Annotated in this window: 23 protein-coding genes and 1 riboswitch; of the genes, 11 read left to right on the top strand and 12 right to left on the bottom strand. The window is 73.8% G+C overall.

Annotated features, from left to right (window positions below):
- The first annotated feature begins 37 nt into the window (after positions 1-37).
- Entirely contained in the window at positions 38-1,693 is a 1,656-nt protein-coding gene (locus tag OP86_RS05180) for a peptide-N4-asparagine amidase (RefSeq protein WP_051829707.1), read from the top strand.
- A 371-nt stretch (positions 1,694-2,064) separates the two neighbouring features.
- Here the strand turns inward: OP86_RS05180 and OP86_RS05175 are convergent, their stop codons facing one another.
- The gene (locus OP86_RS05175; RefSeq protein WP_280921422.1) at positions 2,065-2,754 is read right to left on the bottom strand and encodes a response regulator; all 690 of its coding nucleotides are present in this window, start codon (positions 2,752-2,754) and stop codon (positions 2,065-2,067) included.
- An 87-nt stretch (positions 2,755-2,841) separates the two neighbouring features.
- Here OP86_RS05175 and OP86_RS05170 point away from each other — a divergent pair, with 87 nt between their 5' ends.
- Positions 2,842-4,446, top strand: coding sequence for a purple acid phosphatase family protein (locus OP86_RS05170; RefSeq protein WP_030061317.1), 1,605 nt, complete (start codon positions 2,842-2,844; stop codon positions 4,444-4,446).
- Between the two features lie 98 nt (positions 4,447-4,544).
- Here OP86_RS05170 and OP86_RS05165 read toward each other — a convergent pair whose 3' ends face one another.
- Positions 4,545-5,840 carry a histidine kinase gene (locus OP86_RS05165; protein ID WP_051829706.1) on the bottom strand — a complete coding sequence of 432 codons (1,296 nt, stop codon included), beginning with the start codon at positions 5,838-5,840 and terminating at the stop codon, positions 4,545-4,547.
- Between the two features lie 159 nt (positions 5,841-5,999).
- Here OP86_RS05165 and OP86_RS05160 point away from each other — a divergent pair, with 159 nt between their 5' ends.
- Together OP86_RS05160 and OP86_RS05155 are read left to right on the top strand one after the other, a co-directional pair.
- Complete coding sequence (locus tag OP86_RS05160; protein ID WP_051829705.1) at positions 6,000-6,563, top strand: hypothetical protein; 564 nt, start codon at positions 6,000-6,002, stop codon at positions 6,561-6,563.
- A gap of 163 nt (positions 6,564-6,726) precedes the next feature.
- On the top strand, positions 6,727-7,464 hold the full coding sequence (locus tag OP86_RS05155; RefSeq protein ID WP_234434867.1) for a (2Fe-2S)-binding protein: 738 nt from the start codon (positions 6,727-6,729) through the stop codon (positions 7,462-7,464).
- Positions 7,465-7,612: 148 nt separating this feature from the next.
- Here OP86_RS05155 and OP86_RS05150 read toward each other — a convergent pair whose 3' ends face one another.
- From OP86_RS05150 to OP86_RS05140, 3 genes are all read right to left on the bottom strand, one after another.
- Positions 7,613-8,665, bottom strand: a complete 1,053-nt coding sequence (locus OP86_RS05150; protein ID WP_030256502.1) for a membrane protein — start codon at positions 8,663-8,665, stop codon at positions 7,613-7,615.
- A 113-nt stretch (positions 8,666-8,778) separates the two neighbouring features.
- Positions 8,779-10,365: an alpha-amylase family glycosyl hydrolase gene (locus OP86_RS05145; RefSeq protein ID WP_030256499.1), complete on the bottom strand. Its 1,587-nt coding sequence runs from the start codon at positions 10,363-10,365 to the stop codon at positions 8,779-8,781.
- 167 nt (positions 10,366-10,532) lie between these two features.
- Positions 10,533-10,745, bottom strand: a complete 213-nt coding sequence (locus OP86_RS05140; RefSeq protein ID WP_199815163.1) for a hypothetical protein — start codon at positions 10,743-10,745, stop codon at positions 10,533-10,535.
- A 169-nt stretch (positions 10,746-10,914) separates the two neighbouring features.
- Here OP86_RS05140 and OP86_RS34570 point away from each other — a divergent pair, with 169 nt between their 5' ends.
- Positions 10,915-11,088, top strand: a complete 174-nt coding sequence (locus tag OP86_RS34570) for a RidA family protein (protein ID WP_234434865.1) — start codon at positions 10,915-10,917, stop codon at positions 11,086-11,088.
- A gap of 144 nt (positions 11,089-11,232) precedes the next feature.
- Positions 11,233-11,952, top strand: coding sequence for a DUF2470 domain-containing protein (locus OP86_RS05135; protein ID WP_030061323.1), 720 nt, complete (start codon positions 11,233-11,235; stop codon positions 11,950-11,952).
- A 232-nt stretch (positions 11,953-12,184) separates the two neighbouring features.
- On the opposite strand, the gene OP86_RS05130 is transcribed toward OP86_RS05135, so the two are convergent.
- Complete coding sequence (locus tag OP86_RS05130; RefSeq protein ID WP_030061324.1) at positions 12,185-13,192, bottom strand: M23 family metallopeptidase; 1,008 nt, start codon at positions 13,190-13,192, stop codon at positions 12,185-12,187.
- A 2-nt stretch (positions 13,193-13,194) separates the two neighbouring features.
- Positions 13,195-13,375: riboswitch (cyclic di-AMP (ydaO/yuaA leader) on the bottom strand.
- A gap of 311 nt (positions 13,376-13,686) precedes the next feature.
- Here OP86_RS05130 and OP86_RS05125 point away from each other — a divergent pair.
- A complete protein-coding gene (locus OP86_RS05125; protein WP_051829704.1) occupies positions 13,687-15,225 on the top strand; it encodes an MFS transporter in 1,539 nt (512 codons plus the stop codon).
- A gap of 7 nt (positions 15,226-15,232) precedes the next feature.
- Here OP86_RS05125 and purB read toward each other — a convergent pair whose 3' ends face one another.
- The 4 genes from purB to OP86_RS05105 all read right to left on the bottom strand — a co-directional run bounded on the left by purB (position 15,233) and on the right by OP86_RS05105 (position 18,474).
- The gene (gene purB / locus OP86_RS05120; protein WP_030061326.1) at positions 15,233-16,663 is read right to left on the bottom strand and encodes an adenylosuccinate lyase; all 1,431 of its coding nucleotides are present in this window, start codon (positions 16,661-16,663) and stop codon (positions 15,233-15,235) included.
- A gap of 70 nt (positions 16,664-16,733) precedes the next feature.
- Positions 16,734-17,189 carry a MarR family winged helix-turn-helix transcriptional regulator gene (locus OP86_RS05115; protein WP_030256493.1) on the bottom strand — a complete coding sequence of 152 codons (456 nt, stop codon included), beginning with the start codon at positions 17,187-17,189 and terminating at the stop codon, positions 16,734-16,736.
- Between the two features lie 116 nt (positions 17,190-17,305).
- The gene (locus OP86_RS05110) at positions 17,306-17,722 is read right to left on the bottom strand and encodes a DUF3037 domain-containing protein (protein WP_051829703.1); all 417 of its coding nucleotides are present in this window, start codon (positions 17,720-17,722) and stop codon (positions 17,306-17,308) included.
- Positions 17,719-18,474, bottom strand: a complete 756-nt coding sequence (locus OP86_RS05105) for a HipA family kinase (protein WP_030061329.1) — start codon at positions 18,472-18,474, stop codon at positions 17,719-17,721. Before OP86_RS05105 ends, OP86_RS05110 begins: the two co-directional genes overlap by 4 nt.
- Before the next feature lie 181 nt (positions 18,475-18,655).
- On the opposite strand from OP86_RS05105, the gene OP86_RS05100 reads away from it, so the two are divergent.
- Entirely contained in the window at positions 18,656-20,014 is a 1,359-nt protein-coding gene (locus OP86_RS05100) for an NAD(P)/FAD-dependent oxidoreductase (RefSeq protein ID WP_030060671.1), read from the top strand.
- A gap of 60 nt (positions 20,015-20,074) precedes the next feature.
- Here OP86_RS05100 and OP86_RS05095 read toward each other — a convergent pair whose 3' ends face one another.
- Both OP86_RS05095 and OP86_RS05090 read right to left on the bottom strand, forming a co-directional pair.
- A complete protein-coding gene (locus tag OP86_RS05095; RefSeq protein ID WP_234434864.1) occupies positions 20,075-21,277 on the bottom strand; it encodes a GDSL-type esterase/lipase family protein in 1,203 nt (400 codons plus the stop codon).
- A 155-nt stretch (positions 21,278-21,432) separates the two neighbouring features.
- Positions 21,433-22,770 carry an aminotransferase class I/II-fold pyridoxal phosphate-dependent enzyme gene (locus OP86_RS05090; protein ID WP_030256487.1) on the bottom strand — a complete coding sequence of 446 codons (1,338 nt, stop codon included), beginning with the start codon at positions 22,768-22,770 and terminating at the stop codon, positions 21,433-21,435.
- Between the two features lie 34 nt (positions 22,771-22,804).
- On the opposite strand from OP86_RS05090, the gene OP86_RS05085 reads away from it, so the two are divergent.
- From OP86_RS05085 to OP86_RS05075, 3 genes are all read left to right on the top strand, one after another.
- A complete protein-coding gene (locus OP86_RS05085) occupies positions 22,805-23,476 on the top strand; it encodes a pyridoxamine 5'-phosphate oxidase family protein (protein WP_033331042.1) in 672 nt (223 codons plus the stop codon).
- 13 nt (positions 23,477-23,489) lie between these two features.
- Positions 23,490-24,215, top strand: a complete 726-nt coding sequence (locus OP86_RS05080; protein WP_063832296.1) for an FMN-binding negative transcriptional regulator — start codon at positions 23,490-23,492, stop codon at positions 24,213-24,215.
- Between the two features lie 117 nt (positions 24,216-24,332).
- The gene (locus OP86_RS05075; protein WP_030256480.1) at positions 24,333-25,745 is read left to right on the top strand and encodes a sugar porter family MFS transporter; all 1,413 of its coding nucleotides are present in this window, start codon (positions 24,333-24,335) and stop codon (positions 25,743-25,745) included.
- Positions 25,746-25,812 lie beyond the last annotated feature (67 nt).

Below are 25,812 nucleotides of genomic sequence, written 5' to 3'. Positions count from 1 at the left end.
TCGCGCGCCGACGGACCGCCCGACCCGGGGAACCGCCTTGGCCCTGCGCCCGCTGCTCCGCCGCGCCGCCGCCTTGCTCGGCACCGCCGTCCTCTCCCTCGCCGGCACCCTCACCGCCGCCGGCCCCGCCCACGCCGACTTCGGCACCGACTACCACGACCCGGTCACCGCCACCAGGCCGCTCACGCGGCCCGACACCCGCTCCTGCACCGTCGACGTGATGCACGAGCGAGAGTTCCGCAACGGGTACGGCAGCCCTCCCGACACCCCGTACACCGCCACCCTCACCCCGCCCGCCGACTGCGCGGGCCCCTGGTCCGCGGTCGTCCTGGACCTCCACGGGCAGGTCGCCGGGCGGCAGTTCGACCGGATCTTCAGCGTCCGCGTCGGCGGCGTCCAGGTGCTGCTGTCCTCCACCCCGGAGCCGTCCAAGGACGGCATCGCATGGAACGTCGAGCACGACGTCACCCGCTACGCCCCGCTGTTCACGGCCGGCCCGCAGGAGTTCTCCTTCGACCTCGCCAACGTCACCGACGCCACCTACACCGGCGTCTTCACGATCAGCGCGAGCCTGACCTTCTACACCGCGAACGACCGCTGGCCCGCCGCCCGGAGCGCCGACCGGCTGCTCACCACCGGCCCGTTCGCGCTCACCCAGGCCGCCCCCGCCGCCGGGCGCGACCTCACCTTCCCGCAGAACCTCGAACGCCTCACCGCCGAGGTGTACGCCCGGGGCGGCGGCGCCTGCGAGGAGTTCGCGTACGCCTCCGCGCCGGACGCCTTCGTCGCCGCCAACCCCGGCCTCGGTGCCTGCGGCAAGGGCCCGTTCCGCGAACTGCGGCTCACCGTGGACGGCCGAGTGGCCGGGGCGGTCTGGCCGTACCCGGTGATCTACACCGGCGGCTGGGACCCCCTGCTGTGGCGGCCCGTCCCCGGCGTCTTCGCCTTCGACCTGCCCGCCTACCGGCTCGACCTCACCCCGTACGTCGGCCTGCTGCTCGACGGCCGCCCGCACACCGTCGGCGTGACGGTCAACGCGGCCGAGGCGCAGAGCAACGACGTCTGGACCGGCCAGCTCAACCTCTTCGCCGAGACCGACCACGGCGCCGCCCGCACCACCGGGCAGCTCACCGACCACCGGGTCGCCCCCGAGGCCGCCGTGACCACGCAACTCGCCGACCACGGCGGCGGCAGCGGGGACTGGACGGTCACCGCCGCCCGGCACGACCTCGCCCGCGGCTGGGTACAGACCTCGCACGGCCGGATCACCACCGAGGTCCGCGACGACCTCGCCTTCGACTCCGCCCAGCAACTGCGCGACAGCGGCAACGACGTGACGCTGCACAACGGCACCGACCTCACCCGCACCACCTCGACCTGGGGCGGCGGGCCGCACCGCACCACCACCGTCCACGAGGGCGAACCGCTGGACGTCACCTACAAGGTGAGCCACGACGCGGCCGGCAACACCGACCAGCACACCGCCATGGACCTCGGCTACCACCGCGTCTCCACCACGGCCACCGGCGGGCACGTCACCGAGCGCTCGACCGTCGACCACGCCCTGCGCCCCACCGCCCAACGCCACGACGGCGACCGCACCGTGCGGACCGGCAGCAGCACCGAGGACTACTGCAGCACCGGGCCCGAGGGGCCGTACCACCGGACGCTGAGCTTCGTCGACGGATGGTAGCGCCCGGCCAAGACCCCACAACTTGCGAAATTTGCCCGAATTCGGGCCGTTCACCCCTGGTGCAGGCGGCGTAGGAGGCGCATCATGGGAGGTGGACCTGCGAGGTAGCTGAAGGAGTTCGACCGCAGGAGGCAGTGGCGACAGATCGAGACGGATCAGGGTCTGCCGCTGGGACTACCTCGGTCGACGATCGAACTACCGGCCGGAGGACATCAGCGGTACGTCCGGAGGCCGCCCCCACCTCGTAGGTTCCGCGCGTCCACGGAGCATCCCCTCGGCTCCGTGGACGCGCTGCTCCGTAAACACGCTGCTCCGTAAACACGCTGCTCTGCGGACGCGCCGCTCTGCGGACGCGCCGTCCAAGTACGCCGCTAGTTCGGTACGGCGTAGCCCATCTCCCAGGCGTGCACGGCGATCCCGACCCGATTCGCCACCCCGAGCTTGCGCTGGATGCTGGCGACGTGGGTCTTCACCGTCCCCGGCGAGATGAACAGTTCCGCGGCGATGTCCGCGTTGGTGCGGCCCGCCGCGACCTGCCCGGCGATCTCCACCTCCCGCTCGGTCAACGGCACCGCCGCCGCGGGGCCGCGGCGCTCCGGGCGACGCGGCGACGTCACGTGCCGCAGCAGCCGGACCGTGACCGACGGGCTGATCAGGCTCTCCCCGTCCGCCGCCGCCCGCACCGCCTCGGCCAGCAGGGACGGGCCGGAACGCTTCAGCAGGAACCCCGAAGCCCCGTGCCGCAGCGCCGGATACACGTACTCGTCCAGGTCGAAGGTGGTCAGCACCACCACCCGCACCGGCTCCGCCACCCCCGGCCCGGCCAGCCGCCGGGTCAGCTCCAGACCGTCCATCCGCGGCATCCGGATGTCCACCAGCGCGACGTCCGGCCGCAGTTCGGCCGCCAGCTCCAGCGCGGCCAGCCCGTCGGAGGCCTCGCCCACCACCTCGATGTCCGGCTGGGCCCGGAGGATCCGCCGCACGCCGCGCCGTACGGCCTCCTGGTCGTCCGCGATCAGGGTGCGGATCACCCGCGGGGACTCGCCGTTCGCACTCGTCACGCCCAGCAGTCTGCCACGCGCTGCCCAGCGGGAAAGTTCACGCCGAAGCCCCGGCACGGTTCACCTCCGTACGGTGAGCTGGCCCCCATGAACGCTTCCAGTGGACGTCCCCCCGTCAGCCGGCGCGGGCTCCTGGCCGGCGCCTCCGGCCTCGGCCTCGGCGGCGCCGTGTCCCTCTCCGGACTCGCGGCCGCCCCCGCCGCCGCTGCCCCCGCGGACCCCGCCGCCTCCCCGCTGCTGTGGCAGCGGCCCGGGCGCTCCGGCGCCCCACGGGTGGCCGGCCTGCACCTCCAGTTCGGTTCGGACGCCTCGCGCGAGGTGGTGGTCTCCTGGCACACCACCCGGTCCGTCTCCAACCCCCGGGTGATGTACGGGACTTCGCACGGCGGCTTCGGGCGGACCAGCCAGGCCGCGACCCGCACCTACCGGGACGCCGCCTCCGGCACCGAGGTCCAGGTGCACCACGCCCGGCTGACCGGCCTGCACCCCGACACGGACTACGTCTACGCCGCCGTCCACGACGGCACCACCCCCGAGTTGGGCACCGTCCGCACCGCCCCGCGCGGCCGGTCCGCCTTCACCTTCACCAGCTTCGGCGACCAGGGCACCCCCACCCTCGGCCGGAAGACCGCCAACGGCTACGTCAACGACAACCTCGGCAGCCCCGCCGCCGGCGACACCACCGCCGGGGTCGAGCGGATCGCCCCGCTGTTCCACCTGCTCAACGGCGACCTCTGCTACGCCAACATCGCCACCGACCGGGTCCGCACCTGGTCCGACTGGTTCGAGAACAACAGCCGCTCGGCCCGCCACCGCCCCTGGATGCCCGCGGCCGGCAACCACGAGAACGAGAAGGGCAACGGCCCGATCGGCTACGGCGCCTACCAGACCTACTTCGACCTGCCGAACGCCGGCTCGGACGAGGAACTGCGCGGCCTCTGGTACTCGTTCACCGCCGGCTCGGTACGCGTCATCAGCCTCAACAACGACGACGTGGCCCTGCAGGACGCCGGCAACTCCTACGTCCACGGCTACTCCGGCGGCGCCCAGCAGCGCTGGCTGGAGCGGGAGTTGGCGGCCGCCGACGCGGACCCGGGGATCGACTGGATCGTGGTCTGCATGCACCAGGTGGTCATCTCCACCGCCGACAAGTTCAACGGCGCCGACCTCGGCGTGCGCGAGGCCTGGGTGCCGCTGTTCGACAAGTACGGCGTGGACCTGGTGGTCTGCGGCCACGAGCACCACTACGAGCGCTCGCACCCCATCCGCGGCCAGCAGCCGACCGACACCCGCACCCCGATCCCGGTCGCCACCGGCACCCGGACCATCGACACTACCAAGGGCACCGTCCACATGGTGATCGGCGGCGGCGGCACCTCCGCCCCGTCCAACCAGCTCTTCTTCGACCCCCCGAAGGCCCGCGTCATCACCGGCGTCGGCGCCGTCGACCCGGCCACCGGCAAGCGCCCCCCGGTGTACGTGATCGAGGACGCCCCCTGGTCCGCCTTCCGGGACGCCGACAACCCGTACGGCTTCGCGTCCTTCGACGTCAACCCGGGCGAACGCAACGGGCAGACCACCATCGACGTCACGTACTACGCCGTCAGCGGCCCGTACGGCGACCTCGTCCCCGTCGACCGCTTCACCCTCTCCCGCCCGCGCGGCGCCCGCGGCGGCGGCCGGGGCCGTTGAGCCGCCGAGCTGCTGAGCTGCTGAGCTGCTGAGCTGCCCGATGACGGTCGCTCGTCCACTCGTCGAGCGTCCACCGCCGGTCGTCAGCGCCGGCCCCGCTACCGCCCCGGCAGCACGCAGCTGACCTGCCAGCCCGCGGGCTCGACCGGCCCCGCGGTCAGCGAGCCGCCGTGGGCGGTGGTGCGGGCGGTGAGACCGGCCAGTCCGGTGCCGCCGGAGCCCGGGCGGCGCAGCAGCGGCTTGCGGGCGGGGCCGCCGTTGTCGGTGACGGTCACCCGGACCGCGCCGTCCCCGTCGAGGGCCGCCCGGACGCTGACCTCGGTGGCCTGCGGGGCGTGGCGGCGGATGTTGGTGAGGGCCTCCAGGACGACGGCGTAGGCGGTCCCCTGGGTCTCGGCGGGGAGCAGGTCCGCGGTGCCGGGGGCCAGGTCGGCGGTGGCGCGCAGGCCGCTGCCGCCCGTCGCCCCGAAGCGGGCGACCAGCTCGGGCAGGTCGACCAGGCCCAGGCGGCGCGTGGTCGCGGCGGTGGCCCGGTCGTCCTGGCCGCTCTCCTCGCTCTGCGGGTAAGAGCCGCCCTGCCGGTAAGAGCTGCTCTGCCGGTAGGAGCTGCCCTGCCGGTAAGAGCTGGTCTGCGGGTCGCGCAGGGCGCCGACCATCTCGTCCATCGAGTCCAGCGCCCGTAGCCCCGCCTCCTCCAGGCGGCGCAGCAGCGCGGCGGTCTCCTCCGGCTCCTGGCCCGGGAGTTGGCCGGCCTGGGCCTCCAGCACGATGCCGGTGATCTCGTGGGCGACGAAGTCGTGCAGCCCCCGGGCCACGTCGAGCCGCTGCTCGCGCCGGGCCCGGGCGACGGCCCGCTCCCGGCGGGCTTCCAGGACGCGCAGGTAGAGCGCCGCCCCCGCGACCCCAAGTACCGGCAGCAGGGAGAGCAGCACACCGATCACCGGACCGGCCGCACCGCCCTGGGGCGTCCGGAGGGCGAAGCGCAGCGGCAGCAGGACGGCCGCGAGCCCGACCAGCCCGCCGACCGGCCCCGCCCACCGGTCGGACAGCCGGCGGACGGCCCGGAACAGCACCCCGAGCAGGGCGAGCCACTCGAAGGGCAGCCAGAACGCGGGCAGCCGGTACGGGCCCTGGTAGAGCAGGTCGAGCAGCAGCGAGGCACCGGCCACCGCCCCTGCCGCCGCCCCCGGCGTGATCCGCCGGGTGGGCCACGGCAGGAGCGCCACCACCGAGGCCAGGGCGGCCGACAGGGCGAGCAGCACCGCCGGGCCGTGATCGCCCGGGTGGGCGAGCGCGACGGGCGCCGACAGCAGCAGCACGGCGAGGACGGCGAGCGGCCGCCGGAACCGTACGGAACGCCGCCGGACGGGGTGGGTCGGGGATTCGGTGCGCACCCGGCCGAGCCTACGGGCAGCTCTCCCGGGGGAGGCGGGCTCCTCCCCGCGAGGGAGCCGGTCGCGGGCAACTCCCCTCCGCAGCGGGAGGTTTGCCCGGACGACCCGGAGCAGACTCGTAGCCGTCGGAACAACCGCCCCGAAGGAGCACGAACCGCCATGAACCGTCGCCTCGCCACCGCCGCAGCCTCGCTCCTCCTCCTGGCCGCGACGGTCGCCACCGTGGGACCGGCCTCCGCCGCGCCCGTCTCCGCCGGGGAACTCGCCGCCGCCGTGGACGGCTTCGGGCCGGTGAACGTGCACGGCACCGGCAGCACCGTGCTCACCGCCGCGTTCCACGGCTTCGAGGGTGATCCGGTGCAGATCTCGGTGGACGCCCGCACCGCCACCAACACCGATCCGCGCAGCACCACGGGCCACTTCCACGTCCGTCACGTGCACACCGACGGCCGCCTGGTCGCCGACTTCGAGGGGGACATCACCTGCCTGGCCGGCGGCGGCCGCGAGGCGATCGCCACCGGGGTGATCACCAAGGGCGAGGCGCCGTGGTTCCCGGGCCTGGAGCTGGCCGGCAAGAAGGTCGCGCTCTCGGTGGAGGACAACGGCCGGCACGGCGACCGGATGGGCTGGGTCTGGGGCATGTTCGGCCAGTCGATCTCGGACTGCCAGGGCACGGTACCGTTCATCCGCACGACCGGTGGTGACTTCTCCGTGCGCGGCTGACACCCGGCCGACCGGGTCCGCCAGGGCCTTTCGGGTCCGGCCGGGGCTGCGCACCGCCGCCCGACCGAGCGCCCGCAGACCTGGAGGCCCCGTTGTCCCTCGACCGTCAGACCGCCCCGCCGCGCGTCGGCGCGGGGTTCAACGACCGCACAGGGGACGGCCGTTGAACCCCGCGCCCGACCGGCTGCCGCCCGACTACGGCCGACTCGCCGCCGTCGGCCCGTACTTCGCCCTGGACACCTCCCCGACCGGCCTTCCCCCCGAGGGCTTCCGCCCGCTGTCCGAGCTGTACGGCACCGGGCCGGACGCGCCGCTGGCCGCGCGGCTCCGGGTGGTGGCGCAGCGGCTCGGCACCGCCGAACCCCGGGTCGCCGCCTCGATCCTGCACCTCGGACTGGCCGCCCGCTTCTGGTCGGTGGGCCTCGGCTCGGCCGTCCTGCTGGGTGCCGTCCCGACGTTGGAGCACGCCTGGGTGCGCATCCCGGATCAGGGCCCGCTCGACCTCTGGACGCCGCCGGAGCCCGCCCGTCCGGCCGCGGGCCCGCTCGCCGACCAGCTCCACCAGGCCGTCCTGCTCGGTCAGTTGGCGCCGCTGGCGGCGGCCGTCCGGGCCGTCGTCCCGCTCTCCCCGCGCCTGCTGCTCGGCAACGCCGCCTCCGCACTGGCCGGCACGCTGCGGGTGCTGGACGCCCATGCGCCGGGCGCCGCACGGGCGTTGGTCGCGGAGCTGCTGGAGCGCCCGCCGCTGGCCGGGTCCGGCACACTGCACACCGGCCCGCGCGGCACGGCGTTCCGGCGGACCAGCTGCTGCCTCTACTACCGGGTCGGGCCGGGTGCCGGGCTCTGCGGGGACTGCTGCTTCACCGAACCGCCGGCCCCGGGGAAGCGGGCTCGCCAGTAAAGCCGGAGCCGCCGCGCCCCGCGCGGCTCGCGCGCCCCGGTACCGCCACTGCGGCCCGCGTCCGGCTTGTCCAGGGCCGGGCGCGGGCCGCCGATCCTCACCCGGTGCCGATGCCCGTGGCACCGGGTGAAGCCTTCCGGGGGTGCGGTCAGACCGCGACCGCCTCCTCCATCTCCTCCTCGGCCTCCGCCGGCGTCTCCACCGGACGGCGCCCGCGGCCCTCGTACGCGGCCGCGGCGGCCACGGCCGCCCCGCCCAGCAGCAGCCAGACCAGCAGGGTCACCACATGGCCGCCGAGGCCCGCGCCGCCGTCGAAGTACAGGACGTTGCGCGCGCCCTCCAGGAAGCCGGCGCCGGTCCAGAAGCCGTGCAGGGCACCGAAGAAGCCGTTCTGCAGCTCGGGCCGGTAGATGCCGCCTGAGGAGGTGAAGTTGAGCATCACGAACAGGACCATCATCGTCAGCGTGGTCCACTTCTTCAGGAAGCTGTGCAGGCCGATGCCGACCAGCACGATGCCCGCCGAGTAGAGCCAGCCGAGCGCCCAGACCGCGGCGTACGCGTGGTCGACGACGTGGAAGACGGGCCCGGCGGTGACGATCCCGATCACGCTGACCGCCAGCGAGACCGCCACCCCGACCAGCGTCCGGACCTTCGTGCCCAGCGCGGCCCCGGCGGCGCCGATCACCGCCACGCTCGCGTACGAGCCGATGCTCAGCGCGACCAGCAGGAAGAACAGGCCCTGGCCGGTCGGGTCGCCCTCGGCGGGGGTGGTGAGGTCGGTGACGTGCAGCGGGACGCCCTGCCTGTCGGTGACGTTGGTGAACACCGCCGTGGCGGCCACCACCGAGGTGTCCGAGTTCCCCTTGGCGACGATCAGCTCGGGGCTCCTGGCGTCCGGCACGAAGGCGCCGACCAGGTCGCGGTCGTGCAGCTGCTGCTCGGCGGCGGCGCGGTCGTCCACGGTATGGACGTCGAGCGCGGCCCCGGCCTTCTCCTGGATCGCCTGCGCCAGGCCGTGCGCCTGGGGCGTGGTGCCGACGACGGCGACCTTGAGGTGGTGCGGCTCGGGCTGGTGGAAGGCGCCCTGGTAGGCGAGCGCCATGCCGAGGCACATCAGCAGCGGGGTGATCAGGTGGACGGCGAGGTGCTTGAGCGAGTGCCCCAGGGTGGGCGCTGCGGCGGGGTTCTGGGGTGTGCTCATGGCGTTCGTACCGTCCTCCGGTGGTGGCTGAATATGGGTGGTAAATGCAACCATCTATGGATGGAGTTTACAACTATCTCGCCGCGCTGGAAAGCCACCCGCGCCACCCGAGCTCAGCCCAGCTCGAACACCCCGTACGAGAACCCCTCCGCCCGCAGCTCCCCGTCCGCCGCCCGCACGCCCTGCGCCTCCAGCGGCCGGACACCCGCCGGAAGGCCCGACAGCCGTACGGCCGCCGGCTCCCGGCGCGGGTTGACCGCCACCAGGTACCGCTCCGCCCGGGTGTACACCAGCGGGTACCCGGCGTGCCGGACCTCCACCCCGCCGGCGGAGCCCAGCCCCGGGTGCGCCCTGCGCAGGGCGATCAACCGCCGGACGGTGTGCAGCAGCGAGGTCGGGTCGGCGCGCTGGGAGAGCACGTCCGGGCGGCGCGGGTCCGGGTCCACCGGCAGGTACAGCCGCTCGGGCGGCGCGCTGGAGAATCCGGCCGCCTGGCCCGGCGCCCACTGCATCGGCGTGCGCGAACCGGCCCGGTTGAAGCGCGGCCCGAGCACGCTGCCCTCGGTGTCCGGCAGACCGGGCAGGTAGCGCATGCCGATCTCGTCGCCGTAGTAGACCGCCGGGAGGGTGGGCCAGGTGAGCAGGAAGGCGAAGGCCGGGGCGAGTTGCTCGGCGGTGCGCGGGCCGGTGGCCAGGCGGGAGAAGTCGTGGTTGGCGGTGGGCAGCACGATGTGCCCGCTGCCCTCGGCGAGTTCGGCGGCGGAGCGCCACGCGTCCAGGAAGGGCTGCGGGGTGCCCCGCCCCTCGGCCTCGAAGTAGCAGGCGTCCTGCTGCCAGAACTCCTCCACCGTCCCGCCGTTGTTGTTCCAGAGGGAGCGCAGCGGAAGGCCGTGGTCCTCGCCGCCGAAGTGCAGGAAGAAGTCCGCGTGGAAGCCGGCCGCGACGGCGGCGGCCGGGTCGCCCCACTCGGCGAACAGCGCGGCGTCGGGGTGGGTGCGGTCCAGCCAGTCGCGCAGCCCGGTCCAGAGCTTGGCGGTCTCGGCCTTGCCCGGGTCGTCCTTGACCAGCGAGTACGCCATGTCCACCCGGAAGCCGGCCACGCCGAGGCCGAGCCAGTGCGCCACGATGTCGCGCAGCGCCGCCCGGTTGGCGCGCGGCCCCTCGGCGTCCACCGGCTGGCGCCACGGCTCTTCCGGACTGCTGCGCGCGTAGCCGAAGTTGAGCGCCGGCTGGCAGTCGAAGAAGTTCGGCCGGTACCAGCCGGGGCGGCGGCCGGGCGAGGCGACGAAGCCGTCCACCGGGCGGTCCGACCAGATGTAGCGGTGGTCGGACGGGTCCTCGGCCGCGGCCAGGAACCAGGGGTGGCGGTCGGAGGTGTGCCCGGCGACCAGGTCCAGCAGGATCCGGATCCCCTTGCGGCGGGCGGCCTCGACCAGCGCGACCAGGTCCTCGGTGCGGCCGTAGCGCGGGGCGGGCGTGAGGTAGTCGGCGACGTCGTACCCGGCGTCGCGGAACGGCGAGGCGAAGCAGGGGTTGAGCCAGATCGTGTCGACGCCCAGCCAGGCCAGGTGGTCGAGGTGCGCCGCGATGCCGGCGAAGTCGCCGATGCCGTCGCCGTCGGAGTCCGCGAAGCTCTGCGGATAGATCTGGTACAGGACGGCGTCGGCGAGCCAGTCGGGGCCGGGGCGGGTCGAGGTCATGGGCGGGTCCTCCTACCGGGTCCGGGGCCCGGGGTGCACCGGGCGGGGCTGAGCCGGGCCGGGCTCGGCCGGGGCCGAGCCGGGTGCCCCCGATTCTCGTCCGATCCCGGCCGCTCCGACAGCCCGCGTCCGCCCCTTCACCGGTCCGCTACCGGTTCACCGATCCGCTACCGGGCCCGCGCCTCGACCCCGCAGGCCTGCGTGAACGCCCGGGCCCGCCGGGTGATCTCCGCCCACTCCCCCGCCGCGACCGCGTCCGGCGGCACCACGTCCGTCCCCGCGCAGACCGCGAGCGCGCCCTGCGCCAGGAACTCCGCGGCGTTGCCCGCGTTCACCCCGCCGGAGGCCACGAGTGGGACGCCGGGGTAGGGGCCGCGCAGGCCCTTGAGGTAGCCGGGGCCGAACGGTCCCGGACGTCGTCCTGCCGTACGAGCAGGTGCTGGACCTCCTGCCCCAACTGCTCGCCACCACCCGCATGGTCTCGGCCGACTTCGGCCACCCCGAGCGCAACTGACGATCCGTCACCGACTGTAAGGAATCCTGCACCCCATGGCCTTCGAACACCCCCAGACCGTCGAGAAGGTCGAGATCCGCACCGACGGCGCCCCCGCCCCCGCCTGGATGTTCTCCCAGGGCGTGCGCAAGGGCCCGATCCTGCAGGTCTCCGGCCAGGGCCCGCAGGACCCGGCGACCGGCGAGTACCCCTCCACCACGGCGACGTGAAGGCGCAGACCCGGCGCACCACAGCCCCCCGAAGGGCCCGGACGCCTCCGCGCGTCCAGGCCCTTCGGCACCTCCGGACGCCTGCTTGCCACACCCCTGAGCGGACATTAGGTTAGGCTCACCTAACCAACTGGAGGTCCGTCCATGAGCCAGCCCACCGGCGACACCGAGGCACCCGAGCCCACCACCGCCGAACGGATCCACAGCCTGCTCGGCACGACCTCCTCGCTCACCGTCCGCGCCCTGGGCGAGCACCACGACCTGGACACCCCGGTCTCCGTCCACGGCTCCCACCTGCGGATGCGCGCCCCACTGGACGCCCCGCTCACCGCGGCCGCCGCCCACGCCACCGACGGCCTCGCCGTCGTCCTCGACGTCACCGACGTCGCCCCCGTCGCCGTCCGCGACCGCATCCGCGCCCGCCTCACCCTGGCCGGCCGGCTGCACCTGGCCCACCTCGCCGACGACGGCCTCAGCGTCCACCTGCGCGTGGACGTCGCCCACGCCGTCCTCGCCACCCCGTACGGCACCGGCGCGATCACCGCCACCGACCTCGCCCGCGCCACCGCCGACCCGCTGGCCCGGCACGAGGCCGCGCTGCTCACCCACCTCGCCGACGACCACGCCGACGCCCTCGACGTGCTCACCCGCCTGCTCGACCCGGCGCTGCTCGCCCGCACCCCGGACGTCCGCCCGCTCGCCCTGGACCGCCACGGCCTGCTGCTGCGCCTGGACCACCCGGACGGCCACCGCGACGTCCGCCTGGTCTTCCCCGAACCGGCCCGCGACACCGAGGACTTCGGCCACCGGATGCACGACCTGCTGTCCGCCGCCCAGTACGGCCAGCCCGCCCACCGCACCTGACCGAGCGCCACCGGACCGACACCACCTGCCCGACGCCACCGGACCGGAAAACGGCAGCGGCCGGCCCGGCCCGCGAGAGGGGGTTGAATCTCGCGAGCCGGGCCGGCCTTGGGCGTGTCCCGCGCCCATGTCCGCCGTGCGGCGATCACCCGGTCGAGCGGTCACCCGACATGACCATCCCGGAGGATCGATTCGCTCCGCAGCAGCGGTGGTTCCTGAGACCCCGACAGGGTCAGAGCGCGACGCCGTGCGCGCGCAGGTAGGCGACCGGGTCGATGTCCGAGCCGTACTCCGGACCGGTGCGGATCTCGAAGTGCAGGTGCGGGCCGGTCACGTTACCGGTGGCACCGGAGAGGCCGATCTGCTGGCCGACGGTGACGCTCTGACCGATCGTCACGCCGATCGAGGAGAGGTGCGCGTACTGGGCGTACTTGCCGTCGGCGAGCTTGATCTCGACCTCGTTGCCGTAGGCGCCGCCGTTGCCGGCCTTGACCACGACACCGTTGGCGACGGCGCGCAGCGGGGTGCCGGTGGAGGCGACGAAGTCCTGGCCGGTGTGGTGGCCGGAGGCCCACATCGAGCCGGCCACGCCGTAGGCCTCACCGAGGACCGGGTGGGCCAGCGGCGCGACGTAGCCGGAGGTGGCGGCGACCGGAGCGGCCGTCACGGCCGGGGCCGGGGCGGCGGTCTGCACCTGGGTCTGCACCGGGGCGGACGGCTTGGCGACCTCGGTCGTGACCTGGAGCTGGGCCTTCGGCTTGGCGGCCGAGGCGGCCTGGGTGACCGGCGCGGCGGGCTTGGCCGGAGCGGCGTCGGCGGACGGCGCGGCGGCGTGGCCGGCGATCGCGAGCTGCTGGCCCGGGAAGATCAGGTTCGGGTTGGCGCCGACGACCGAGCGGTTCTGCTCGTACAGCGCCTGCCAGCCGCCGTCGACGCGCTTGGCCTCGGCGATCTTGGACAGGGAGTCGCCGCTGACGACGCGGTAGCTCTCGTGGGCGGCGGGCGCGGCGGCGGGCGCGGCGGCCGGGGCGGCGGGCTTGGCCTCGGCGCCGGGGGTGGCCTGGGCGACCGGGGCGGTGTGGGCCTGGGCGACCGGGGCGACCGGGGCGACCGGGGCGGTGTGGGCCTGGGCGTTCATCGCGGTCACGAGCGGAAGGGCGAAGGAGACACCGGTGACGGCGATGCCGATGCCGATGCGGGCGGCGCGGGGCAGGGCGATACGACGAGCCTGAGCAGGCATGGAAGTTTCCTCTCCGACGCCTGCGAGGTGAGCTGTCGGGTTCGGGCTGGAGTTGCCCGGCCGCATGCGCGGCTTCACCCCAAGCCGGCCCTGGACGCCCGCGCCCTGAGGCGCGAACTCCGGTCCGGCGACTTACCTGTGGGTCCCCCGCTCCTGCCGTACAGAGTTCAGTTCGAACCACCGGGCAGCGGCAGGACTCGGCGTTCCACCCGGCGGATCCGTCCGGGCTGGCCGGGCGGTCGCTGAACTAAAACCCATCCGTTCGGGTGAAGCAATGTCGATCTCTTGAATCGGCAACCATCCCCCGCACCCCGGTCACCCTCCGCACGTCCGACCATACGGTCCGTACACAATCCATTCACCCCGCGCCACTGATCCACGACCCTGCGCCGAACTCGACGACGCTCCGCAACGATCCGCCCACACGCCGTCAATCACCGACACACCCTCCGGTGAGCCTTGTCACGTACGCCCCGGGGGCGCAGGATCGGGCCGTGGCCACCTCCGAAGCCGGCACCCTGCGCCTGAGCACCGCGCAGGGTCGCTGGGTACTCCTGGCAACCGTGCTCGGCTCCAGCATGGCGATGCTCGACGGCACCGTGGTGAACGTCGCCCTGCCCCGCATCGGCGTCGACCTCGGCGCCTCCCTCGCGTCCCTGCAATGGACCCTGAACGCCTATCTGCTCACCCTGGCGGGCCTGATCCTGCTCGGCGGCGCACTCGGCGACCGGTACGGCCGGCGCCGGGTCTTCCTGATCGGCGTGGTCTGGTTCGCCGCCGCCTCCGCGGCCTGCGCCGCCGCACCGAACATCCAGGTGCTGGTCGCCGCCCGCGCCGTCCAGGGCATCGGCGGGGCGCTGCTCACCCCCGGCTCGCTCGCCATGCTCCAGGCCGTCTTCCACCCTGACGACCGCTCGGCCGCCGTCGGCCTCTGGTCCGGCCTGGGCGGGGTGTCGGCCGCGGTCGGCCCCTTCCTCGGCGGCTGGCTGGTGGACGGCCCCGGCTGGCGCTGGATCTTCCTGCTGAACCTGCCGCTCGCCGCCGCCGTGATCGCCGTCACCACCCGGTACGTCCCGGAGAGCCGGGACGAGAGCGCCTCCGGCCGCTTCGACGCGCTCGGCGCGGTGCTCGCCGCGCTCGCCCTCGGCGCGATCACCTACGCGCTGACCGCGGCCGGGGAGGGCGTGTCCCCCACGGTCTGGGTCACCGGGGCGATCGGCGTGGCGCTCGGCGCCGCCTTCGTCGCCGTCGAACAGCGGGCGGCCGAGCCGATGCTGCCCCTCGGGCTGTTCTCCTCCCGGCTGTTCACCGCCGTGAACCTGGTCACCCTGTGCGTGTACGCGGCGTTCAGCGGCGTCTTCTTCCTGCTGGTGGTGCAGCTGCAGATCGTCTCCGGGTTCTCGCCGCTGGTCTCGGGCTTCGCGCTGGTGCCGATCACCGTGCTGATGCTGGCGCTGTCGGCCCGCGCCGGGCGCCTGGGCAAGCGGATCGGCCCGCGGATCCCGCTCACCGTCGGCCCGCTGCTGTGCGCCGCCGGGGTGCTGCTGATGCTGCGCACCGGCCCGGGCTCCTCCTACTGGGCGGACGTGCTGCCCGCCGTCACGGTGATGGGCTGCGGAATGACCCTGCTGGTCGCACCGCTGACGGCCACCGTGCTGGCCGCCGTCGAGGTCCGGCACGCGGGCATCGCCAGCGGGGTCAACAACGCCGCCGCCCGCGCGGCCGGCCTGCTCGCGGTGGCCGCCCTCCCGGCGCTGGCCGGGCTGAGCGGCGACGCCTACCGGGTGCCGTCGGCGGTCGACTCCGCCTTCCACACCGCGATGCTGATCTGCGCGGGCCTGCTGGCCGCCGGCGGGCTGGTCGCCTTCGTCACCGTCCGGGGCAACGTCCTCGCCCCCGAGGCGCACCCGGTGGCCGAGCCGAACTGCGACTGGCCCTGCGGCACCACCACCCCGCCGTTCGACCCGGGCCACGTCCACACGCACGAGAGCCCCGCCACCGGTCCGGCAGCGGGGCCCTCGCCCGAGAACTGACCGATCGTCAGAGAATGTCGGCGGGCGCGTACTTGGCGGCCTCCGGGTAGGCGGCCGCGACGGCCTCCACCTGGCGGACCACCTCGGCGACCTGGGCGCCGGCCGCGCCGGTGAAGGAGAGCCGGTCGGCCAGCAGCGCGTCCAGCGCGGCCCGGTCCAGCGGGATCCGCTCGTCCGCGGCCAGGCGGTCCAGCAGCTCGTTCTCCCGGGCGCCCGCACGCATCGCCAGCGCGGAGGCGACGGCGTGCTCCTTGATGACCTCGTGTCCGGTCTCCCGGCCGACGCCCGCGCGCACCGCACCCATCAGCACCTTGGTGGTGGCCAGGAACGGCAGGTAGCGGTCCAGCTCGGCCTCGATCACGGCAGGGAAGGCGCCGAACTCGTCGAGGACGGTCAGGAAGGTCTCCAGCAGGCCGTCGAAGGCGAAGAAGGCGTCCGGCAGCGCGACCCGGCGCACCACCGAGCAGGAGACGTCGCCCTCGTTCCACTGGTCGCCGGCCAGCTCGCCGGTCATCGACGCGTAGCCGCGCAGGATGACGGCCAGGCCGTTGACGCGCTCGCAGGAGCGGGTGTTCATCTTGTGCGGCATCGCGGAGGAGCCGACCTGACCCTCCTTGAAGCCCTCCGTGACCAGCTCGTGGCCGGCCATCAGACGGATGGTCTTGGCCAGGCTGGACGGCGCGGCGGCCAGCTGGACGAGGGCGGTGAGCACCTCGAAGTCCAGCGAGCGCGGGTAGACCTGGCCGACGCTGGTGAGGACGTTCTCGAAGCCGAGGTGCCCGGCGACCCGGCGCTCCAGCTCGGCGAGCTTCTCGGTGTCGCCACCGAGGAGGTCCAGCATGTCCTGGGCGGTGCCGACCGGGCCCTTGATCCCGCGCAGCGGGTAGCGGGCGATCAGCTCCTCCAGGCGGCGGAAGGCGACCAGCAGCTCGTCGGTGATCGACGCGAAGCGCTTGCCCAGGGTGGTGGCCTGCGCGGCCACGTTGTGCGAGCGGCCGGCCATGACCAGCTCGGAGTGCTGGGCGGCCAGCTTGGCCAGGCGCACCAGCACGGCCACCGTACGGTCCCGCACGTGCTCCAGCGACTGGCGGACCTGCAACTGCTCGACGTTCTCGGTCAGGTCCCGGGAGGTCATCCCCTTGTGGATCTGCTCGTGGCCGGCGAGTTCGCTGAACTCCTCGATGCGGGCCTTCACGTCGTGGCGGGTGACCCGCTCACGGGCGGCGATCGAGCCGAGGTCGACCTGGTCGATCACCCGCTCGTAGTCGGCGACGGCGGTCGCCGGAACCTCGACGCCGAGGTCCTGCTGGGCCTTCAGGACGGCGAGCCACAGGTGGCGCTCAAGGACCACCTTGTGCTCGGGGGACCACAGCTGGGCCAGGGTCGCCGAGGCGTACCGGGAGGCCAGGACATTGGGGATCTGGGGCTTCGCGCTCACGCTTCGCAAGAGTAACAGCCGAGGTCACGCCGGACGGCGGCGGATGGGGTGGGCCGGGCGGGCGCAGGTCCTACTGCGCTCCGCCCGTCCGGCCGGCCAGCACCGGCAGGACCTGCCCGCAGATCGAGTGCAGGGCGATCCGCTGCTCGTCGGTCATCGCCTCGAAGGCCTGGTGGGTGCGGGCCATCTCGCTCCGGATGCGGTTCAGGATCTCCCGGCCCTCGGCCGTGATCACCACGATCTTCACCCGGCGGTCGCCGGCCGCCGCCGCCCGGTTGGCCAGGCCCAGCGACTCCAGCCGGTCCACGATCCCGGTGACGTTCGACGCGTCACAGCCCAGTCGCCCGGCCAGTGCGCGCATCGGCACCGGCTCCTGCACCGCGCCCAGCGCCTTGGCCTGCGAGGAGGAGAGGCCGTGTCGGGCCGCGGCCGCCGCGAAGTCCTGGAAGTACGCGGCGCCGACGGCGGCCAACGCCTCCATCAGCTCGGCGTTGGTCGGTACGGTCGTCGTCGCTGTCGAACCCATGGGGTCAGGGTACGACCAGGTGCTTCAGCAACTCAAGCTTTGACCAGGGCAACCGTCGGCGAGCCGCCTCACACTCCCGCCCACCGCCGCGCTCACGGCCCCGGCCGCAGCCGCGGTCAGAGCACCAACTGGTCGAACAGCCGCCGCAGCTCCGCATCCGGGTCCGCGGTCAGCCCGGTGTGCACCGGCCCCGGCTGGACGATCGCGCTGCGCGGCGCGGTCAGCCAGCGGAACCGCTGCCCGGGGCTGTCCCCGGCCGCCGGCCCGGCCTGCGGGCCGCCCTGGCACACCGCCTCGATCCCGTGCAGCGCCCGCCGCACCCCCTGCACGTCCGCCACCGGGTCCAGCGCCAACAACCGGGCCTGGTCCAGGTGGGTCCGCGCCGCCAGGTGCGAACTCTGCCGGCAGTACAGCAGCACCCCCACGTTGACGCACTCACCGCGCTCGACCCTCGGCACCGCACGGATCACGGCGTACTCGTAGTCGTGCAGTTCGACGATGGCCGGCAGCGCGGGCGTCGACGACTCGGTCATGCGGGCACCTCCGGCAGCCAGTCACGCGGACCGGCCAGTCGCCCGGTCAGCTGGGCACGGTACGCGGCGCGCACCTCGTCGGGCGAGTCGAAGCCGAACTCGTCCATCAGCCACACCTCCGGGATCTGCGCCACCGCGCCCTCGATCGCCGCCTCCGCGAGCGGCGCCAGCGCCTTGTCCGCCGCCTCCAGATCCGGCCCGGCGCTCAGCAGCGCGTGGTCGGAGGCGTCGTACGGACGGCGGGTCCAGGCGGCGGCACCCGGCCAGTTGTGGTGGAAGATCAGGCTCGCCCCGTGGTCGATCAGCCGCAGCCCGCCGGTGGCCACCAGCAGGTTGGGGTTGCGCCAGGACCGGTCGACGTTGCCGATCAGCGCGTCGAACCAGAGCACCCGGCCCGCGAGTTCGGGATCCACCTCGAAGCAGAGCGGGTCGAAGTTGAGCGCGCCGCTGACGAAGGCCATGCCGAGGTTGGTCCCGCCACTGGCCCGCATCTGGTCCTGGATCTGGTGGTCCGGCTCGCTGCGCGCGAGCACCGGGTCCAGGTCCACGGTCACCAGCTCCGGCACCGGCAGCCCGAGCCGCCGCCCCAGTTCCCCGGCCAGCACCTCCGCCACCAACGCCTTGCGCCCCTGCGCCGCACCGACCCATTTCAGCGCGTAGAGCCGCCGATCGTCGGCCTCGACCAGGCCCGGCATCGAGCCGCCTTCTCGCAGTGGCGTCACGTACCGGATCGCCGTCACCTCGGGTAGCACGACCGACAGCCTATCGGTGCCACCGCCCCCGCTCTGCCCGCACCCTCACCACCCCCACCTTCACCCCCCACCCAGCCCCCGTTCCTCCCTCCCTCATCCGCCCCACCCCAGTGGCAGCCCCCGCTGCTCCGTGCGAGTGTGGCGGACAGTAATGGGGACCTTCACGGCAAAGGGATGAGCGATGGAACGACCTCGGATCCTGATCGTGGGCGGTGGCTTCGCCGGTCTGGAGTGCGCCCGCCGCCTCGAACACAAGCTCTCGCCCGCGGAGGCCGAGATCACGCTGGTCACACCGTTCAGCTACCAGCTCTACCTCCCCCTCCTCCCCCACGTCGCCGCCGGCGTCCTCACCCCGCAGTCCGTGGCCGTCTCCCTGCGCCGCTCGCTGCGCCGCACCCACATCGTTCCCGGCGGCGCCATCGGCGTGGACCCGGCCTCCAAGGTCTGCGTCGTCCGCAAGATCACCGACGAGGTGGTCGCGCAGAAGTACGACATCCTGGTGCTCGCCCCCGGCAGCGTCACCCGCACCTTCGACATCCCCGGTCTCACCGACTACGCCCGGGGCATGAAGACGCTCGCCGAGGCGGCCTACGTCCGCGACCACGTGATCGCCCAACTCGACCTCGCCTCGGCCACCTTGGACCAGAAGGAGCGCGAGTCCCGGCTCCAGTTCGTGGTGGTCGGCGGCGGCTACGCGGGCACCGAGACGGCCGCCTGCCTGCAGCGGTTGACCACCGCCGCCGCGCACCGCTACCCGCGCCTGGACGCCCAGCAGATCAAGTGGCACCTGATCGACATCGCCCCGAAGCTGATGCCGGAGCTCGGCGACCCGCTCGGCGAGGCCGCCCTGGAGGTGCTGCGCGGCCGCGGCATCGAGGTGTCGCTGGGCGTGTCGGTGGCCGAAGTCGGCGCCGAGTCCGTCAAGTTCACCGACGGCCGGGTGCTGCCCTGCCGCACGCTGATCTGGACCGCCGGTGTGGCCGCGAGCCCGCTGATCGGCACCCTGGACGCCGAGACGGTCCGCGGCCGGCTCGCCGTGACGGCGGAGATGCGGGTGCCGCAGTTCGAGGGGGTGTTCGCGCTCGGTGACGCCGCCGCCGTGCCCGACCTCGCCAAGGGCGACGGCGCGGTCTGCCCGCCGACCGCCCAGCACTCCGCCCGGCAGGGCCGCGCGGCGGCGAACAACGTGATCTCCTCGCTCCGCAACAAGCCTCTGGAGCCGTACTACCACAAGGACTTGGGCCTGGTGGTCGACCTCGGCGGCAAGGACGCGGTCTCCAAGCCGCTGGGCATCGAGCTGCGCGGGGTGCCCGCCCAGCTGGTGGCGCGCGGCTACCACCTGATGGCGATGCGCACCAACGCGGCCAAGTTCCGGGTGGGCGCCAACTGGCTGCTCAACGCGACGGCCGGGGACGACTTCGTCCGCACCGGCTTCCTCGCCCGCCAGCCCGCCCGGCTGCAGGACTTCGAGTACACCGACGCCTATCTGACGAAGGATCAGGTCCGGGCGCACGCCCAGTCCCTGCTCGCCAAGGGCTGACCCCGGCACACCGCTCCGGCGCCCCCGCGGCCGAGGCTGCGGGGGCGCCGGAGCGCACGGTCACCGCGCGGTCAGGTACATCCCGGCGGCGTCCTGCCCGGCCGTGTTGCGGCAGGCGTAGTCACCGCTCGGGCGGCCCCACAGCAATGTCAGGCAGCGCCCGACCGCCTGCTGGCCGTAGTAGTTGGGGTGCATCGACTCCTGCAGCGCGCCCTGGGTGGAGTTGAGCCCGCCGTCGAGGAAACGCGCCCACTCGCTGGTGGTCGCGGACGGACCGGAGCTGCTGGTCGGCTGCCTGGTGGCCGTCGAGCAGACCTCGCGGCCCTGCAGCATGTCCGACAGGTCCAGGAACTGCGCGCCCTTTGAGGAGGCAACGCCCGCCAGCGCCTGGGTGATCTGCGGCACCATCGAGTCGCGGGCCCAGTCGGCGTCCCCGTCCCAGAACGGGCAGCCGCCGGTGTTCGACCGAGTCCAGCCGCTCTCCGGGTAGCGCATCTCGGCGCTGCGCGGGATCGGTGACGGGTAGGACTGGAGCACCAGCCGGTAGTCCGTCTGCGCGTAGCCCGCGTCGGCCATCACCGCGCGGATCTCGTCGATCGCCTTGCCGACGCCGGCCATCGCCGTGGGCATCTTGGCGTCGATCGAGGACTGCGCGGAGTCGTGGCAGTAGGAGTACCAGATCAGGTAGTCCTGTACGCAGGTGGAGATGACGTCCGCGAAGCCCAGGTCGTTGCCGCCGATCGACAGGGTGATCAGCTTGACGTTGTTCTGCCGTGCCACGGCGGCGAGTTGGTCGGCCTGTGGGGCTTCGCCCTTGTACGACTGGCCGCCGTTGGAGGCGCGGAAGACGTTCGCGGTGACGGCGCCCGAGCAGGCCAGGTCGATCTCGTTCTGGGCGCCGGTCGAGGCGCTGAGCACCTCGGCGACGTCCGAGCGGTCGCAGCCGCTCGCGGCGGTCGTGCCGTAGACCAGCGAGGGGTCGTACGAACTGCCGGTCCAGGCCCGGTCGGTGCCGTTGCGGCTGCCGCTGGTGCCGGCCGCGTTGCCCTTCCAGCGCCCGGCTTCACCGGAGATGTAACTGTCGCCGAGCGAGACGCTGGCGGTGGGCCCGGAGGGGATCGCGGAGGGCGCGGACGGCGCGGCGTGGGCCGGTGCGGCGACGGCCAGGCCCGCGACGGCGAGCGGGAGGGCGAAGGCTGCGGTGAGCAGCCGTCGGCCGAGTCGAGGTGCGCTGCGGGTGATGCTTGAACAGTTTTCGGGCACGCGGAACTCCTGCGGCTCGGTCTTCCCGTGGTGTGGGGCACGGAAAGACGCGTAGGTGAGGGTGGACCGCCGGCCGGTGGCGCGATGAAGATGGCATGGCCGCGCCTGTTACCGCTAGGTATCTGCGGGAGGTTTCCGCTTTGTTACCGACGGGTTCAGACCAACCGCGACCCGCCCGAGCCCGCCCCCAGCACCGCCGCCAGGTCCTCCGCCAACTCCCGCGCCTGCGCCGCCTCCAGCCGCGCGGTGGTGACCCGCAGCCCGGGCGGCGACTGGATCCGGTACCGGGCGCCGGGCGCCGCGACCCAGCCGCGCTGCACCAGCGCCGCCAGCGCCGAGGTCTCGTCCGGCACCGGCACCCAGACGTTCAGCCCGCTCTCCCCGTGCGCCTCGATCCCGCGCGCCGCCAGCTCGCCCAACAGCGCGTCCCGCCGGGCCCGGTAGACGGCCGCCACCTGCGCGACCGGCGCGGCGTCGCTGCGCCACAGCTCGGCGACGGTGCGCTGCAGCAGGTGGCTGACCCAGCCTGCACCCAGCCGCAGCCGCCCGGCGACCCGTCCGATCGTCTCCTCGTCTCCGACGGCCACCGAGAGCCGCAGGTCCGGCCCGTACGCCTTGGCCGCCGAGCGCACCACCGCCCAGTGCCGCGAGCCGGCCCCGACCAGCGGGTGGTAGGGCTGGTCGACCATGCCGTGCCCGTGGTCGTCCTCGATCAGCAGCACCCCGGGGTGCCCGGCCAGGACGGACTTCAGCGCCTCGGCCCGGCGGGCGGTGAGCGCCGCGCCGGTCGGGTTCTGCGCCCGGCTGGTGACCACCACCGCCCGGACGCCCTCGGCCAGGGCCGCCGCGAGCGCGTCCGGCAGCGGGCCCTCGTCGTCCAGCCGGACGGGCACCTGCCGCAGCCCCATCGCGGGCAGCAGGTCGAGCAGGCTGCCCCAGCCCGGGTCCTCGACGGCCACCGCGTCGCCGGGGCGCAGCCGGGCGACGAGGATGCGCTCGATGGTGTCGAGCGAGCCGGAGGCGACGACGATCGGGCCGCCGGGCAGGCCGTCGGCCTCGAAGGAGGCGCGGGCGAGCGCGAGCAGGGCGGGGTCGACGGCCGGGTGCCCGTACAGGACGGGTTCGGTGCGGGCGGCCTCGGCGGCGGCCGCGAGGGCCGGGGCGAGGTCGGGCAGCAGTGCCGGGTCGGGGTTGCCGCCGGAGAGGTCCCGGGCGTTCGGCGGGACGGGGATGCGGATCTGGTCGCGCGGGGTGAGCGCGGGCCTGGGGAGGATCCGGCTGCCCTTGCGGCCGGCGGTCTCGATCACACCGCGGTCGCGCAGCAGGCGGTAGGCCGCGGCGACGGTGTTGGGGTTGACGCCGAGTTCGGCGGCGAGGTCGCGCAGCGGGGGCAGCGCGGTTCCGGGGGCGAGCAATCCGCTGCTCACGCCCTGTTCGATGTGCGCCGCGATTTCGCTGGCGCGTCGCCCTTTCAGCGGATAGTCTCCTAGCACAAAGCAAATTATGCACTAGTACATAGAGGATGTCATGTCAGACACCACGGAAGGCTCGCCCACCTACTCCCGCACCCCCAGGACGACCCCGACCCGCTACAAGGACCGGGCCACCTGGGAGCAGGAGGCGATCCACGCCATCCTCGACAGCGCCTACATCTGCCACCTCGGCTTCGTCGTCGACGGCGCCCCCGTCGTCCTGCCGACCATCTACGCCCGGGTCGGCAGCCGGCTCTACGTCCACGGCTCCACCGGCAGCCGCCCGCTGCGCGGCGCCTCCGGCGAGCAGGGCATGCCGGTCTGCGTCACCGTCACCCAGGTCGACGCGCTGGTGCTGACCAAGTCCGCGTTCAACCACTCGGTGAACTTCCGCTCCGTCGTCGCCCACGGCACCGCGTACCAGGTCACCGACCCGCAGGAGCTGGACGTCGCACTGGACGCCCTGGTCGACCACGCGATACCCGGCCGCTCCGCCGAGGTCCGCCCGGCCAACGCCAAGGAGCTCGCCGCCACCGCCGTCCTCCGGCTGGAGCTGGACGAGGTCTCGGCCAAGACCCGCGACGACGGCGCCGACGACGACCCGGAGGACACCGACCTCCCGTACTGGTCCGGCCTGATCCCGGTCACCACCGTGCACGGCGCCCCCGTACCGCACCCCGGCACCACCCTCCCGCTCCCCGCGCACCTGCGCGGCTACCCCCGCTGACGAGGAGCGACCCATGCTGATCAGGTCCTGGGACCGCGGCGACGAGGACGAATGGCGCGCCTGGCTGGCCGAGGGCCGCGACTTCGGCCTGCTCGCCGCGAACGGCGGCCCCGGCGAGGGTCCGGTGCTCGTCCCCACGCACTTCCTGCTCGACGCCGGGCGCGGCGAGATCCTGCTCCACCTCGCCGCGCCCAACCCGCTGCTGGCCGCCGTACGCGCCGACCCGCAGGTCACCCTCGCGGTCACGGACGGCTACGCCTTCGCCCCCGGCCACTGGCGCGGCGCCCCGGGCACGCCCACCAGCTACTACGCCTCGGTGCACTTCCACTGCACCGCCGAGGTCGTGGAGTCCGCCGCCGGCAAGGCGGAGATCCTCAACCGCCAGCTGGCGCACTTCCAGCCCGAGACGCCGGAGGTCCGGGTGGTGCCCGGCGGCGGCGAGCTGGCCCGGCAACTGCCCGGCCTGCGCGGGCTCCGGCTGACGGTGAACGAGGTGCGGGCCAAGTTCAAGTACGACGACAAGAAGCCCGCCGAGGCGCAGTTCGGGATCGCCGCCCGCCTCGCCGAGCGCGCGGACGGCCGCGGGCGCGGGCGCGGCCGCGACCAGTACGCCGCCGCCCGTACCCAGCTGCTCCGCCGCCACCAGCGGCGCACCGACGCACCCCACACCACCGCGCCGCGCGGCACCGCACCGCGCACCACCGCACCGCGCACCACCGCACCGCCCGCCGCCGGCTGACCCCGCGTCGCCCGATCGGCCCCGATGTCGGGCAGGCCGCCCCCGGCGCTGCTCGAATGTGAGACGAGCCCTGCCCACTCGGCGTCAGGGCGGGCCCGTCCACCCCCGGGAGCGTGTGTGTCCTCAGTCAGCAGCCGACAGGCGTCCGGCGAGGCCCACCTCGGGCACGTGGTGTTCATCTCGGCGGCCGCCGCCATGGGCGGCTTCCTGTTCGGCTACGACAGCGCCGTGATCAACGGCGCGGTGACGGGCATCCAGAAGCACTTCGCGGTGGGCCACGGCACCACCGCCTTCGTGGTGGCCATCGCACTGCTCGGCTCGGCGGCCGGCGCGGTGATCGCCGGCCGGCTCGCCGACCACCTCGGCCGGGTGCGCACGATGCTGCTGGCCGCCGCACTCTTCGCGGCCAGCGGCATCGGCTCGATGTTCCCGCCGAACATCGAGACCCTCGCCACCTGGCGCGTGGTCGGCGGCGTCGCGATCGGCATCGCCTCGGTGATCGCGCCGACCTACATCGCCGAGGTCGCGCCGACCGCCTACCGCGGCCGGCTCGCCTCCTTCCAGCAGATGGCGATCGTGCTCGGCATCACCATCTCCCAACTCGCCAACTACGCGCTCAACCAGGGCGCCGGCGGCGAGTCCACCAACCACCTCGGCGGCATCCAGGCCTGGCAGTGGATGCTCGGCGTCGAGGCCATCCCGGCGCTGGTGTACGGGCTGATGGCGCTCTCCATCCCCGAGTCGCCGCGTTTCCTGATCGCCGACCACCGCGAGGCGCAGGCCCGCAAGGTGCTGGCCGAGGTGGAGGGCGAGGGCGTGGACCTGGACGCCCGGGTGGCGGAGATCCGCGCGGTGCTGCAGTCCGCCCACAAGCCCCGGCCGGGGGACCTGCTCGGCGGCCGCTTCGGCCTGCTGCCGATCGTCTGGGTCGGCATCGGCGCCTCGGTGTTCCAGCAGTTCGTCGGCATCAACGTGATCTTCTACTACTCGTCCCTCCTCTGGCAGTCGGTCGGCATCAACGAGTCCGACTCGCTGCTGATCAGCCTCTCCACCTCGATCGTCAACGTGATCGGCACGGTGATCGCGATGGTCCTGGTGGACCGGATCGGCCGCAAGCCGCTGGCCCTGGCCGGCTCGATCGGCATGGCGGCCGCGCTGGGCACCGCTGCCTGGGCGTTCTCCTACCGGCACGGCACCGGCGACACCGCCACCCTCGACAACACCCACGCCACCGTCGCCCTGGTCGCCGCGCACGTCTTCGTGCTCTGCTTCGCCTTCTCCTGGGGCGTCGTGGTCTGGGTCCTGCTCGGCGAGATGTTCCCCAACCGGATCCGCGCGCTGGCCCTGTCGGTCGCCGCCTCGGCCCAGTGGATCGCCAACTGGGCGATCACCGTCAGCTTCCCGGACCTCGCCGACTGGAACCTCTCGGCGACGTACGTGATCTACGCGGCTTTCGCGCTGCTCTCCATCCCGTTCGTGGCCTTCTGCATCAAGGAGACCAAGGGCCGCGCGCTGGAGGAGATGGGCTGACCCCGCCCTGTCTCTTATACACATCTCCGAGCCCACGAGACAGGCAGAAATCTCGTATGCCGTCTTC

The sequence above is a fragment of the Streptomyces novaecaesareae genome (assembly GCF_000716875.1).
GTDB lineage: Bacteria > Actinomycetota > Actinomycetes > Streptomycetales > Streptomycetaceae > Kitasatospora > Kitasatospora novaecaesareae.
This window is presented reverse-complemented; position numbering and strand designations above follow the sequence as displayed.